The following is a 13712-nucleotide window of genomic DNA, read 5'->3' as shown; positions in this document are numbered from 1 at the left end:
CTCCAAATTAAATTTTTGAATTATCTTAACGAAAACATTTTTCAAAAAACCAGCAGCACGTGCACGAAAACTCCAGCGAAGAACTTCAAGAAAAATTACCGAGAAACCTTGGCCTTTGGGGCGTATGGATGTTAGTCGTCAATGGTTTTATAGGTGCTGGAATATTTGGTTTACCTTCTGGAGCTGCCAGACTAGCCGGTGAATACAGCGTATTGATTTATGGTTTCTGCGCACTCCTGATGTTGCCTGTGATTCTGAGTTTCGCTGAGATCGGAAGTTATTTCCGAGGTACAGGAGGCCCTATTCGATATGGCAAGTTGGCCTTTGGATCATTTGTAGGGTTTCAGGGAGGATGGCTTTATTATTTGGCTAGACTGATTTCCTTCGCCGCCAACACCGTATTATTGACCGATAGTATTGCCTATTTCTTTCCAATCATGGGAGAAGGTATAGGCCGATTGATTTCTCTGGCCTTGACCTGTGGACTACTCAGCCTCATCAATATTCTAGGTTCCTCAGAGTCCATTCGTTCCATGACTCTTTTTACTATCATCAAATTTGCAGTTTTAATCGGCTTGATCATCGGAGGGTTTCTTCTGATCGGCCCAGATGTTATTCCTCACTTCGATACTCCACTGCCTTCTGGCTCTGACTTCGGTGCTGCCACCTTACTTTTGATCTATGCATTTGTTGGATTTGAGGGAGCGATAGTTCCTGCGGGAGAAGCTAAGCGACCTAAGCGCGATATGCCGTTGGGATTAATTCTTGGATTGATCGTAGTCACCATTATATACATGCTGGTACAATTGGTATCACAGTCAGCCGTTCCCAATTTGGCAGCTAGTAACAGTCCTCTGCTCGATGCATCTTCAGCTCTCTTTGGAAGTACAGGTGCAGTGATCTTGATGGTAGGCGTAGCAACCTCAGTCTTAGCAAATCTTATCAGCTCGATGTTTTCAGCTTCCAGAATCACTTATGCCTTAGCATTGGAAAAATCCCTTCCAGCCTGGTTTGGAGAGGTAAGCAATAAGTTTTTAACTCCAGCCAATTCTGTTTTTTTCTTTGGGATAGCCGCCTTTGTGTTGGCTGCGATGGGTTCCTTCACCTTCTTGGCCGCCATGACCGTGTTGTCCCGATTGTTCCTTTTTATTATGACATGTGCAGCGATTCCAGTATTAAGACCTAGATTTCGAGATCAGGGCTATTTCATACTCAAAGGTGGTTACTTAATTCCAGCGCTAGGCATCATAGCATGTATCTGGCTAATGTTGCAGGTTAGTTGGACTTCTATTTGGCTCACTGCAGTTTTGATTGGGGTCGGAACAGGCCTGTATTGGTTGGGGAAAATGCAGAAGTAAGCTATAGCCTTGGTTGATAAGGGCTATAATAGGGTTTATGCTGTGTCATTTGTACCAACACTTCACCAACAAAATACTGCGAGTCAACCCAAAAAAAAATACCCTGTATAGGGTATTTTTTCAAAAATTAGTTGACTGCGATTAACAGTTATATTAATATTTCTCTATATTTTTTTTAAAAATTTTTGAAGGCTAAGTAAGTTGACTGACAACTAAATACTAACAACTACCCTTTACTTCCCCATTTTCTCTATGTGTGCTTCTTTGATCAATCTTCTTAGGATCTTTCCTACGTTTGATTTCGGTAACTCATCAGTGAAATGCACTTCTTTTGGGCACTTGTAGTTAGTCAGGAATTCATGGCAGTGGGTCATGATATGCTCTTTGGTAATCGCTTTATCTTTCACTACTACATATGCGACCACACGCTCCGTGGATTTAGGGTCTGGAATCCCGATCACGCCAACTTCCAGCACGCCTGGATAAGATGCAATTACGTCCTCTACTTCATTGGGATAAACATTGAAACCGGAAACAAGAATCATCTCCTTCTTCCTATCCACAATCTTGGTAAAGCCATCTTTGTCCATGACTCCGATATCTCCTGATTTGAACCAGTCTCCCATCATCACCTCTGCGGTCTCTTTCGGTCTATGCCAGTATCCTTTCATCACTTGTGGACCTTTTATGCAGATCTCTCCACGCTCTCCCACTGGAAGTATATTCTCCTCATCATCAATGATCATCATCTCAGTGTTGGGAAGCGGCACGCCTATGGTACCATTTCTCTCTGTACCATCGATAGGATTACAGGAAGCCACTGGAGAGGTTTCGGTTAGTCCATAGCCTTCGGCCAAAGGGGTTCCTGTCACGGCGAGCCACTTTTCAGCAGTTGCTTTTTGCACTGCCATTCCTCCACCAACTGCTATTTTTAACTTGCTAAAATCCAGAGCTTTAAAAGCATCTTGGTTAAGCAAACCATTGAACAAGGTATTAACTCCCGTGAAGACCGTAAACTGCTTTTTTGAAAGTTCTTTGATAAAGGCTGGCATATCTCTCGGATTCGTAATTAAGAGATTATGCGCACCGATTTTGAGCATCGCAAGGCAATTGACCGTCAAAGCAAAAATGTGATACAAGGGCAGTGCTGTAACTACTATTTCCTCCCTCTCCTTCAATTTAGGTTTCATCCAGGCAGAAATCTGCTGCATATTGGCCACTATATTTCCATGGGACAATTCCGCACCTTTGGACACTCCAGTGGTGCCTCCGGTATATTGAAGAAAAGCGGTATCCTGTAAAGCAATTTCTACTGCTTTGAATTTATGATTTGCACCTTGTGCCAAAGCTGATTTGAATGAAACTGCCTTTGGAAGAGAAAAAGCCGGCACCATCTTCTTGATGTATTTAACTACAAGATTGACTATCGTTCCTTTGAAGCCTCCCAGTAAGTCACCAATCTCAGTTACAATCACATGTTTAGCAGCGATATCAGGTAGGATTTTCTCCAGATTATCTGCAAAATTGGCCATAATGATGATCAATTCAGCTCCTGAATCTTGGAATTGGTGCTTCATCTCCGAAGAGGTATAAAGCGGGTTGGTATTTACCACGATCATTCCAGCTCGCAAGGCGCCAAACATCGCAACGGGATACTGCAGGGTATTTGGCATCTGTATCGCAACCCGAGTTCCTTTTTTTAATCTTAAAACGTTTGTCAAATAGGAGGCGAAATCCTCACTTAACTTGTTCAACTGATTAAATGACATTGTCTTTCCCATGCATTCATAAGCCACTGCATCTCCGAAGTTCTTTACACTTTCATCAAAAAGTTCTGCTACACTGGAAAAGGCTGTACAATCTATTTCCTTTGGCACAGATTCCGGATAATGTTTCAACCATGGAAAATCATTCATGTTGTAAAGTATTTTGGGATGTATCTATTTTTATGGAAGTAATCAAAATCTTAGCTTATGTCAAAAGCATTTTTTACTATTTCAAAATTTTTCTTGCTATCAGCTCTTTCATTATCTCATTGGTGCCAGCATAGATTCGCTGTACTCTAGCATCTGCATAAGCTCTTGCTACCCCATAATCCCACATATACCCATATCCACCGTGCAGCTGAACGCATTCATCGGCGACTTTGCACTGCAGCTCGGTCATATTGTATTTTGCTGCTGAGGACATGGCTGAGTCCAATTTGCCATCGTTGTGAAGCAAGACCAAGTGATCACAGTAGATCCTTCCCTGCTCCAGCGCAGCGCACATCTCCGCTAATTTGAATCGTGTATTTTGAAACTCAGAGATGGCCTGATTAAATGCCTTCCGTTGTTTTACATACTTGACCGTCTCCTCCAGCATGTATTCTCCAAGTGCCAAGGCGGCCAGTGACACTACTAGACGCTCTTGAGCCAGTTCGGTCATCAAGTACTTGAAACCCTCTCCCTCTTTCCCAAGCAGGTTTTCCTTAGGCACTTTCACATCTTCAAAAAACAACTCGCAGGTATCTTGGGCATGTAAGCCCACCTTATCAAACGGAAGTCCTTTGGTAAAACCAGTCATGGAATTATCCATTATAATTAGGCTAATTCCTTTCGCTCCTTTCTGTGGATCAGTCTTCACTGCTACCACTACCACATCAGACAAATAGCCATTTGTAATAAAAGTCTTACTACCATTCACCAAATAATAATCTCCATGGTCTATGGCGCTGGTTCTCATCCCCTGCAAGTCACTTCCAGCACCTGGCTCAGTCATCGCTACTGCTCCTATATACTCACCAGCTACCATTTTAGGAATGTATTTGTCTAGTGCTTGTTCTGTCGCATAATGCAGAATATAGGGCATCACAATATCACTATGAAGTGGATATCCTATTGCAGGGCCAGAGCATCCGCTCAATCCTAGCTCCTCTATTAATATCGCATTGTATCGAAAATCCTTAATGTCCATGCCTCCAAAACGCTCTGGGGCCTGTAAGCCCAAAAACCCACTCTCTCCAAGCTTGAGCCAACTTTCTCTCGACACCATTTTATCCTTCTCCCACTGGGAGTTGTATGGCACTATTTCCTTGGCTATAAAATCTCTGACGCTGACTCTGAAAAGATCGTGCTCTTCAGTAAAAAGGGTTCGGGGAAGTCCAAACATGGTATGTATACTTTAGGGTTTTATTCTGTTCGAAATTAAGGAATTAACTTCTTACACATTGAATTTGTCTTAGAAAAGACCTTTTTGCAGTCATATCACATATATATAAAAACATTTCAGTCTAGTTAAACTTATTTATAGTTTGTGTACTTATTACATAAAAACAGGAAAATGATCGATTTAACTGAGCAATCAAGTCTTGAGTTGCTCCATTCTCTCCCACTCTGGAAACAAAATGAAATATTGATTTCTTCTGAATCCGCAGGAGACAGCAACATGAATTTGGTTTTACGTGTGAAAACAAACTCAAGATCTGTAATTCTGAAGCAATCGAAATCTTTCGTCCGGAAATTCCCACAGATTCCCGCACCAATCGAGAGGATAGAAATTGAGCTACGTTATTACCAGCTTTTTGAAGATGACGAGTTACTCAGTAGCTGCAGTCCCAAAGTGATTATTTATAATAAAGAAAATCATATTCTTCTCCTAGAGGATTTGGGAAATGGAACTGATTTCAGCGCTATTTATGCTCCAGATTACACTTGGGACATCAATGATTTTCATTCTTTAAGTCAGTATCTCAATTCGCTCCATGATTTACAAGTCAGTAATTTTCCTGAAAACGTAGAAATGAAAAAGCTTAATCATGAGCATCTTTTTCATTATCCTTTCATGGAAGAAAACGGATTTGATTTGGATACCATTCAGCCAGGTTTGCAAGATCTCAGCTTAGCCTATAAAAGGGACACTCAACTGAAATCTGCACTGGAACTATTAGGAAAGCGATATCTATCTCAGGGCACAACACTTCTGCACGGAGACTTCTATCCAGCCTCTTGGCTAAAAACCGCTAATGGAGTCAAGTTTATCGACACGGAGTTTGCATACATGGGGGACAGAGAATTTGATCTAGGGGTTCTATTCGCACACTTTGCTTTGGCAAAAATGGATGCTAGACTTCAATCTGATTTTTTAAAAATTTATCAACATAGCTATTCCGAATTACTGGTAAATGCCTACCTCGGTATGGAAATCATGAGAAGGCTGATAGGAATAGCTCAACTTCCCCTATCACTTACCTTAGCTGATAAGAAATTACTTTTGGAAAGAGCCAGAAAACTTATTTTAGCCCAATGAAAAACTTTTACCTGCTTGTCATTTTTCTAGTTCTATTTTCCGCCTGCGGAAAAAAGGCAAACAAAACTACACCAGCTTTTTCTGATAAGGAAGTTCCTGAAATGGGACTTACAGAAAAGCAATTGCATGACAAAATATTGGGGATGCTAGTTGGATCCGCCATTGGTGACGCGATGGGTGCTCCCACGGAAATGTGGTCGAGAGATCAAATCATGCTGGAATATGGATTTGTAGAGAAGCTAGACTCCATGGTTCGAGAGGTTTCACCGGAAGGAATATGGCAGGCGGATCTTCCTGCAGGAGGCACTACAGACGATACACGATGGAAGGTTTTGACTGCTGAATATTTGCTTTCGCAAAAGCTGGATGTGTTAAATGCAAAGGATTTTGCGAAGCAAATAAACAACACCTACCTAACCTATCACAAGGAACTTGAACTATTAGATAGTACTGATATTCAATCTATTGGTTTCACGGAGCTAAAGTTAGGTTGGCTACATGAATGGGCAAAAGTGAGTGCCCCCTTTATTGAGAATAATCTAGTGGGTTATGCAGATTCACTGGGGAAATTCTATGGCGGTGAGATGGTTTGTGCAGGATTGCTTTATGCAAATATGTTAGGCTCCTACTTCCCAGGAAACCCAGAAAAAGCCTATCAGGAAGCATATAAACTTTCAATATTCGATATTGGCTACGCGAAAGATATCTCGGCACTATCAGCAGCGATGACTTCGGCAGGTATGAGGCGAGAGGCAACAAAAGAAGACCTGCTCCTTGCCTTAGGTTGGGACCCAATTCACTATAAGAAGAGTCGCCTGGTAGGTAGATCAGCACAAACTATCTTTGAAAGAGCAAGCTGGATTTCGGCGGAAGCAGCAAAGCAAGACAGTTTGGGGAATCAACTGCAGTCAGACGGAAAAGCACTTCAATTTGCTTTTGAGCAACTCGATCAGAGACTGCAAGACATGCCTTTTCATGCAGGTGAAATATGGCTACAGACGCTCACCGCAATGATTTACTCGGATTTTGATTTTATGGGCACTATGACCTTTCTTGTGAATTACGGCAGAGATAATGATACTACAGCGGCAATAGCGGGTGGGATTTTAGGCGCTTTTTATGGATTTGATCAATTGCCACAACTGGAACGAGAACAAATTCTTAGAGTAAATAAAGAGCTATTGGGAATTGATTTGGAGCTAGTCGCAAATGACCTAACTGCTCATATGATAGCCAGATAATAACCATCTCCGAAGAAAATAAATGAATCTAAGAGGCAAAACCTTTTCCCAAGAATCATTTTTCTTAAAAAATTGCAAAAATCATAGATCATGCCTACGGAATTCATTAGTCTTTAATTTCCAAATCTAACTACGAATTTCGCTGAGTTGTATTCGCGACTATTATGGGATCATGCATTGTGCATGAATCACTAGAGATAGGAATATTTTGTTAATGTAAGAGTTCGTGTCGCAGTAACGAATAGGTGCTCTTTTTGAAACTTTGTGTCATTGTGGTTAAATCTTATTCACCAATATGTATATCCGCTTTTTTACCAGTAAAGAGGGAAAAGCAATCTAGAATTTGTTCAAATTTATAATTGAGGTCACTTCGGTCTTCGGTCATCGGTCTTCCGACCAGATAAACAAAGAATCTAAGGCAACTGGCATCATTGCGGATAATCACATTCACCAATTACTAGACTCTCTCTATGATTTTATTTGGTTAAGATTTAAAGCAAAAAACCCCGAATCTATCGATTCAGGGCTCAATCAAAAGTGGTTGGTTTAGAATTCAAATGTAAATCTTACGAGACCTCCCAGTAGCATCGGTAACTTCGAAATAAACGTCTTCCGCATGAATTCCATTTAATTTATAGTCTTTTCGGAATCCCTCTGGTTGATCTACCATTTCCTCATAGATAATTCTATCGTCGCTTACTCGCTTAATCTTAACATCAACACCAGCTTTTGAAAGTCCAATTACAACTAAATTAGCTGTGTAATCATTTACCTTTTTTCCGTAAGCCATCAGTGGATATACAATCGGAGTTTCTACCACTTTCTCTACGGTCTCTATAGTGTAGGTCACTTCTTCATCGTCGGTGGTTATCATCACCTGATACGCTGCACAAGGCAGGCCGTTTAAATCGTAAGGGACGCGAAGATCCTCATTGACCTTTACAGTGCGTTGATGAAGTTTTTTCCCGCTCATATCATAAATGGCAATTTTTGCTTTGCCTACCCCTTCATTTAGAAGTACAGAGATATTCTTGTAGTTCGTGTGGACAGAGGTATTTGCTTTCAAATCTTCAGGTTCGTTAGCAAATGTACTGGTGGCTAAAAGTCCAGCTAGTGCGAAAGTGAATAGCGTTTTCATAATGTTTGTTGGTTTAGAGTTATGCTATTCCCTGTTGCGAACGATGTACCAAATGTACCAAATAGTAGTTTTGAAGGCATTTGACGACGACTTTACCTATTTAAAAATTAAACCATTTGCAAAATATAATTTGGTTTAAAGCAGGTTTCAGTACGCCAAAGTGTACAAAAAATGATCATATTTTCTCAAATTTGTATTACACCCGAACAGATTTGGGTTGATTAGAGAAAAATCCAGGTTACACTTTATTGCTTTTATTTATAAAAATTAATATTAAATAAAATTATAAGTGACTGAATTTAAAAAGGTTGAAAAAATAAAACCTGTACGGAGATGCACAGGTCTTGTTCGCTGAGAGACAGAAATTTGATTTATATCAAGATTATTTCAATTCATGGATAAGTGCTTTCACTCTCTCTTTGATCTGAATGCCGGAAATATCAACACTCATGGAAGTAGCAGTAAGAAACTGATCTACAGCCCCCTCATGATCAGTAGATTTACCCTCAGCTAGTGTCACATAGCGCATCGTGGTCCATAGTAAGGTTTTCAATTGCACTTCATTATCATCAGTCATGAAATACTCTAGTATCACTGTATTGTGATTATGCCAGAGAATCCGGCTTTTAATTCTTACCCATTCGCCTACCATTGCTGGCTTCACATAGGATATGTTATGGTTGTAGATCACCCAAGCAGCCTTATATTTTTTAATGAAATCCATCATTTCTACGCCATATAGCTTTGGTACTTGATCTTCCCTCGCATTGAAAAAATAATCAAAGTATTTGGCATTATTCAAGTGTCGAAGGGGGTCGCAATCCTGAAATCTGATCAGAACCCTACTTTCGGTTTCTTTAGGATAATTCTTCTCGGCGTTAAATTCAAACATGGTTAATCAAGTAAAGCTGAACTGTCTATTATTTTCACTCCTGCATTTTTCATTTCTTCCAGTGCTTTCTCCCCATCTTCTGGCTGGAGATTTACAGCTCTAGTTGCGTCGGTAATCAAGTAAGTGTTAAATCCCAAACTGACTGAATCCAAAGCTGTGAATTTAACACAGAAGTCTAAAGCAAGCCCCGTTACAAATACATTCATTATTCCTTCATTCTGCAAAAAGTCGCCAAGGCCGGTATCTCCCCTACGAGCATTGTCAAAAAACCCGGAGTAGGAATCCACTTCTGGGTTTTTCCCTTTCTGGAAAATAGCTTTCCAGCGTACAGGATTAAGTTCCTTGTGAAATTCAGCTCCTTCAGAGCCTTGCGCACAGTGAACTGGCCAAAGTGTTTGAGTCAATCCATTTAGCTCAATTTCTTCATAGAGATTTTTCCCTTCATGATTTGCAGCAAAACTTCCATGATCTTCAGGATGAAAATCCTGCGTAGCTACGATGAAATTAAATATCTTCTGCAACTCATTGATGACAGGGATTACTTCATCACCTTGATTGACAGCCAAAGCTCCTCCAGGCAAAAAGTCATTTTGAACATCTACGATCAGCAATACGCTATTTTTCAGATTCATTCCCATGTCTAGCCTTAGAGAGTGTCTTTACTCCCTGTTTTAGTAAGTTATTTTTCAGAATCAACCCCATTAGAACCAGGTGATTTTTCTGTCTCAATGCCATTGTCAACTTGCTTTGCTTTCAACACCAACTCCATTCTCAAGCGATGTAGATTTTCTTCCAAACCTATAGGATACAAATGCGGATTTACCATTCGTTTATGGGTCTTATCTAGGGAATCTAATTGAAGCTGAACTCTATCTCTGATCTGGTTAATTTTCGGAAGTATATAAATCAACTTACCTCGTTTGAAAATCGGTTTCAGTAGAATTTCCTCCTGATAAAATGCAGGCATCATTCTCTTTCTCCTAGTAGGATCATTTGGATCAATAATCAGAGCGGCTTGTGGATTCAGCTCTTGAGACTCCAGATAAATCATATCTGCAACAGCTTTCCCTTTAGAGAAAAACCGCTTTACAGTATGCAATCCAGGTATGTTTATTTTCAAGGATTGCTGCGAAAGCTTAATTTTTGGAATCCATTCTCCATTTTTATCCTTGATCGCAGACAGTTTATACACGCCACCGAGTGCGGGCTGATCAAATGCTGTCACCAATTTAGTACCTACTCCCCATACATTTATTGAAGATTCCTGACCTTTCAGAGATGTAATGATATTTTCATCCAGGTCATTAGAAGCAACAATTTTAGCATTTGGGAATCCTGCTTCATCCAGCATCTCTCTCGCCACATTACTGAAATAAGCCAGGTCACCCGAGTCGATTCGGATACCTATCATTTCCTTACCATTATCGCGTAATGCATTTCCAACTTTTATGGCATTTTTAATACCATTAACTGTGTCATAAGTGTCTACAAGAAAGATGGATTGATCTGGAAAAGCATCCGCATAAGCTTCAAACGCTTCCAATTCAGTCTCAAAAGACATGATCCAGCTATGTGCATGGGTACCTGAAACAGGAATACCAAATAACTTACCCGCCATCACATTACTCGTGGAAGTACAACCTCCGATATACGCTGCTCTCGAAGCCGCCAAGCCTCCGTCAATTCCTTGCGCACGACGCAGACCAAATTCCAGCACAGGTTCTCCCTGAGCGGCCAGATTTATTCGTGCTGCTTTGGTGGCAATGAGGGTTTGAAAATTGATAATATTTAAAAGCGGGGTTTCCAGCAACTGGCATTGAATTAACGGTCCTTTAACTCGTACCAAAGGCGTGTTTGGAAAAACCACTGTTCCCTCTTCCACAGCATCTATGTCGCAGCTAAATTTCATTTCCCGCAGGTAATTCAAAAACTCAACTTCAAATAAGCTCTGATTATCCTTGCTCTTCATCGTAGCCAAGTAGCTAAGATCCTCTTCGCTAAACTTGAGGCTATTGCAATAGTCCACTACATAATCCAGCCCGGCTGCGATAGTAAATCCGCCTTGGAAAGGATGTTTTCGAAAGAAAAGATTGAACACCGCTTCCTGCTCTGCCTTACCTGACTTCCAATATGCATAAGCCATCGTCAACTGATAAAAATCTGTCAGAAGCGCCAATGAGCTTTGATAAAGGTCTTTAGTAATTTTCATTATATCATGTTTAACAAAACTCAAAAATAACCCTCTTAAGCTTCCTTTCCAATTCTATTTTGAAACTTGCTTCACCCTCATATTCAATAGAATCCCCAGCAGCACAAGCCCCATTCCTACATACACGAAAGCATTGAATGTCTCTCCAAAGAAGAAGAAACCGAAAATCAAGGCGTATACTATGCCTATATAAGTTAGACTGGCAACCTTGGATACATTGGCATTTTGATAGGCAATCGTCAAGAAATACTGCGCTGTCTGCGTGCATATCCCTATGAAAAGCAAAATTGCCCAATCCCATCCCACAGGATTTACCCAGCCAAAAGCAGAGACGATCAGCGCAAAAGGCAAAGTCACTAATGGGAAATAGAAAATGATTACCAATGGATGCTCTGTATTCTTTAGCTTCCGAATGACATTATATGCTAAGCCTGAAAAAATCGCCGAGATGATCCCTACTACCGCCCAGAAAGTATCCACTCTAGCATCTACTCCCTGAATCACGAGTACACCAGCAAAGGAAATCGCAAAGAATACAAATTGGATAGGTTTCACTTTTTCTTTCAAAAGAAAAATCCCAAAAATTGTGGTGAAAACCGGAGATAAATATTGGATGGTCACTGCACTCGCCAACGGGATATTTTGAAGGGTATAGAAGAAAGAAATCAAGCCAATAGACCCCACTATCCCACGGATGATCAGCCATTTTTTATTATTCCCAAAGACATTTATTTTTTGTTTTTTCAGAACTAAATAACTGAATACCAGAGAGAAAATAGATCTGAAAACTATGATTTCTATGGCAGGGATATGCGGAATGTGTTTGACGGAAACATTCATCAAAGCGAAAAATACTCCAGCCAAAAGCATGGACTGGACACTGTTTACCTTCAAAATATTAAAATTTCAGTGTGATGCATTTCTAAGGAATCTAATGGTCCAATAGTTCATTTTACAACTAATTTTGCTCCATTTTAAAAACTTACGTATTTCAAATGCCATTCTGTAAGAATTAGAGACAATTGTATGAGCACAAGCGGTAATTAATAGAGAACTCGTATTGAGAACATAAAATTAGTTTAATGGCAGAAAAATATATTTCAAATAAACTTTTATGCATATTGAACCATTTTACAATTTATTGGTTGTTCAATTTATGGCATTGAAAATAGGAAGTATCGCACCAAATTTTGATTTGAAATCTACAGGAGAGAAATCCTCTGTCTCATCAACAGATTTAAAAGGTAAAGAATTTATACTTTATTTTTATCCAAAAGACTTCACTCCTGGATGTACAGCTGAAGCCTGTGAATTCAGAGATCAATTTGAAGCTTTTCGTGAATTAGACATTCCTATTTTCGGTATAAGTAAGGATACAATCCTTACTCACGAGCGTTTTAAAAAGGAGCATAAGCTTCCATTTGAGCTACTTTCTGATCCGAATGGTGAAGTATGTAAAGCCTACGATGCGTTGATTCCTTTGATCAGAATGCCGAAGCGTGTTACTTATTTTATTGATAAAGATTATAAAATAGCGGCTGTATTTTCAGATATGTTCGAGTCGAAAAGACATATAGAAGCAATGCTGGGCAGTTTGGTTGAATAAAAGTTGCTTTCGGAACAATGCGGCGGCCCAACGCTTAATAACCTTTGAGGTATTTGTCTTCAAAGGTTTTGTTCATTATTTATCGACCATAATACGCTAGACTCTTAATTAAGAGAATTCGAGCCAAACAATGCTTTCTCTTGACTGCTTACTATGGTTAATTAATTCCCAAAAACAACGGCACAAGACTTAAGTCTTCCACCAAATAGATTTTTTCCACTTCGGGAGGTTTGCTGAAATCTCCAATCTCTTTTCTCATACTCTCAATCTTTTTTCTCAATCTTGAGTCTAGCGTCCATAGCCTTAGAGAATCATCCCATCCTGCATTACTACCTTGCGATCTGCCATAGCGGCCAACTCTTCATTATGTGTAACGATTACAAATGCCTGGCCCAATTCTTTGCGAAGCGTGAAAAACAATTCGTGTAGACTTTTGGCATTTTGAGTATCCAGATTTCCGCTAGGTTCGTCTGCAAAGACAACCGCTGGGCTATTAATCAGAGCTCGAGCCACAGCCACTCGTTGCTGCTCTCCCCCCGATAGTGTAGATGGTTTATGATCCAGTCGATGTGAGATTCCAAGTAATTCGGCCAACTCTCCAGATTTCTTACTTAATATCTCTGGTGAAATATTTCCGATTAGTCCAGGGATGATTATATTTTCTTGAGCGGTAAATTCAGGCAGAAGATTATGAAATTGAAAAATAAAGCCAATTCGTTCATTTCTGAATTTGGCTAGTGCATCTCCCTTTAAATCAAGAAGTTTTTTTCCATCCATCTCCAAGAAACCCTGATCTGGATGATCCAATGTCCCGAGAATATGAAGAAGTGTGCTTTTCCCTGCTCCAGAAGAGCCGACTATGGAAACAATTTCAGAAGATAAAATTTCTAGATCTACTCCTTTTAATACTTGTAGGCTCCCATAGGATTTATGGATTCCGTTGGCTTTCAGCATGCTAACATTTTTTATAATCTCAAAAAT

Annotated in this window: 12 protein-coding genes; 4 read left to right on the top strand and 8 right to left on the bottom strand. The window is 40.0% G+C overall.

Annotated features, from left to right (window positions below; genetic code table 11):
* Window positions 1-59 precede the first annotated feature (59 nt).
* Window positions 60-1358, top strand: coding sequence for an APC family permease (locus tag BVH02_RS12675; RefSeq protein WP_086501820.1), 1299 nt, complete (start codon window positions 60-62; stop codon window positions 1356-1358).
* A 233-nt stretch (window positions 1359-1591) separates the two neighbouring features.
* Here BVH02_RS12675 and BVH02_RS12670 read toward each other — a convergent pair whose 3' ends face one another.
* The gene (locus BVH02_RS12670; RefSeq protein ID WP_086501819.1) at window positions 1592-3274 is read right to left on the bottom strand and encodes an AMP-binding protein; all 1683 of its coding nucleotides are present in this window, start codon (window positions 3272-3274) and stop codon (window positions 1592-1594) included.
* 76 nt (window positions 3275-3350) lie between these two features.
* The gene (locus tag BVH02_RS12665) at window positions 3351-4508 is read right to left on the bottom strand and encodes an acyl-CoA dehydrogenase family protein (RefSeq protein ID WP_086501818.1); all 1158 of its coding nucleotides are present in this window, start codon (window positions 4506-4508) and stop codon (window positions 3351-3353) included.
* 171 nt (window positions 4509-4679) lie between these two features.
* Between BVH02_RS12665 and BVH02_RS12660 the strand changes: the two genes are divergently transcribed.
* Entirely contained in the window at window positions 4680-5645 is a 966-nt protein-coding gene (locus BVH02_RS12660; protein WP_086501817.1) for a phosphotransferase, read from the top strand.
* A complete protein-coding gene (locus tag BVH02_RS12655) occupies window positions 5642-6886 on the top strand; it encodes an ADP-ribosylglycohydrolase family protein (RefSeq protein WP_086501816.1) in 1245 nt (414 codons plus the stop codon). The genes BVH02_RS12660 and BVH02_RS12655 overlap by 4 nt, the downstream gene beginning before the upstream one ends.
* Before the next feature lie 553 nt (window positions 6887-7439).
* Here BVH02_RS12655 and BVH02_RS12645 read toward each other — a convergent pair.
* The 5 genes from BVH02_RS12645 to BVH02_RS12625 all read right to left on the bottom strand — a co-directional run bounded on the left by BVH02_RS12645 (window position 7440) and on the right by BVH02_RS12625 (window position 11995).
* Window positions 7440-8024: a T9SS type A sorting domain-containing protein gene (locus BVH02_RS12645; RefSeq protein WP_086501814.1), complete on the bottom strand. Its 585-nt coding sequence runs from the start codon at window positions 8022-8024 to the stop codon at window positions 7440-7442.
* Between the two features lie 382 nt (window positions 8025-8406).
* On the bottom strand, window positions 8407-8916 hold the full coding sequence (locus tag BVH02_RS12640; RefSeq protein WP_086501813.1) for an acyl-CoA thioesterase: 510 nt from the start codon (window positions 8914-8916) through the stop codon (window positions 8407-8409).
* A gap of 2 nt (window positions 8917-8918) precedes the next feature.
* On the bottom strand, window positions 8919-9554 hold the full coding sequence (pncA, locus tag BVH02_RS12635) for a bifunctional nicotinamidase/pyrazinamidase (RefSeq protein WP_086501812.1): 636 nt from the start codon (window positions 9552-9554) through the stop codon (window positions 8919-8921).
* Window positions 9555-9595: 41 nt separating this feature from the next.
* Entirely contained in the window at window positions 9596-11125 is a 1530-nt protein-coding gene (locus tag BVH02_RS12630) for a nicotinate phosphoribosyltransferase (protein ID WP_086501811.1), read from the bottom strand.
* Between the two features lie 54 nt (window positions 11126-11179).
* Window positions 11180-11995 (bottom strand): DMT family transporter, encoded by an 816-nt coding sequence (locus BVH02_RS12625; protein WP_086501810.1) that lies wholly within the window; start codon window positions 11993-11995, stop codon window positions 11180-11182.
* Window positions 11996-12239: 244 nt separating this feature from the next.
* On the opposite strand from BVH02_RS12625, the gene BVH02_RS12620 reads away from it, so the two are divergent.
* Window positions 12240-12731, top strand: coding sequence for a peroxiredoxin (locus tag BVH02_RS12620; protein ID WP_317045430.1), 492 nt, complete (start codon window positions 12240-12242; stop codon window positions 12729-12731).
* A gap of 303 nt (window positions 12732-13034) precedes the next feature.
* On the opposite strand, the gene BVH02_RS12615 is transcribed toward BVH02_RS12620, so the two are convergent.
* The gene (locus BVH02_RS12615) at window positions 13035-13685 is read right to left on the bottom strand and encodes an ABC transporter ATP-binding protein (RefSeq protein WP_086501809.1); all 651 of its coding nucleotides are present in this window, start codon (window positions 13683-13685) and stop codon (window positions 13035-13037) included.
* Window positions 13686-13712: the final 27 nt, after the last annotated feature.

This window comes from Algoriphagus ratkowskyi, assembly GCF_002150505.1.
In the GTDB taxonomy this organism is placed as follows: Bacteria; Bacteroidota; Bacteroidia; order Cytophagales; family Cyclobacteriaceae; genus Algoriphagus; species Algoriphagus ratkowskyi.
Note: the sequence above shows the minus strand (reverse complement) of the source record. Positions and strands in the feature narration are given on the sequence as shown.

Excerpts from the sequence above, each read along its gene's own strand:
- BVH02_RS12670 (WP_086501819.1), bottom strand. The coding sequence starts at position 3,274 with ATGAATGATTTTCCATGGTTGAAACATTATCCGGAATCTGTGCCAAAG.
- BVH02_RS12665 (WP_086501818.1), bottom strand. The coding sequence starts at position 4,508 with ATGTTTGGACTTCCCCGAACCCTTTTTACTGAAGAGCACGATCTTTTC.
- BVH02_RS12660 (WP_086501817.1), top strand. The coding sequence starts at position 4,680 with ATGATCGATTTAACTGAGCAATCAAGTCTTGAGTTGCTCCATTCTCTC.
- BVH02_RS12655 (WP_086501816.1), top strand. The coding sequence starts at position 5,642 with ATGAAAAACTTTTACCTGCTTGTCATTTTTCTAGTTCTATTTTCCGCC.
- BVH02_RS12645 (WP_086501814.1), bottom strand. The coding sequence starts at position 8,024 with ATGAAAACGCTATTCACTTTCGCACTAGCTGGACTTTTAGCCACCAGT.
- BVH02_RS12640 (WP_086501813.1), bottom strand. The coding sequence starts at position 8,916 with ATGTTTGAATTTAACGCCGAGAAGAATTATCCTAAAGAAACCGAAAGT.
- pncA (WP_086501812.1), bottom strand. The coding sequence starts at position 9,554 with ATGGGAATGAATCTGAAAAATAGCGTATTGCTGATCGTAGATGTTCAA.
- BVH02_RS12630 (WP_086501811.1), bottom strand. The coding sequence starts at position 11,125 with ATGAAAATTACTAAAGACCTTTATCAAAGCTCATTGGCGCTTCTGACA.
- BVH02_RS12625 (WP_086501810.1), bottom strand. The coding sequence starts at position 11,995 with ATGCTTTTGGCTGGAGTATTTTTCGCTTTGATGAATGTTTCCGTCAAA.
- BVH02_RS12620 (WP_317045430.1), top strand. The coding sequence starts at position 12,240 with ATGCATATTGAACCATTTTACAATTTATTGGTTGTTCAATTTATGGCA.
- BVH02_RS12615 (WP_086501809.1), bottom strand. The coding sequence starts at position 13,685 with ATGCTGAAAGCCAACGGAATCCATAAATCCTATGGGAGCCTACAAGTA.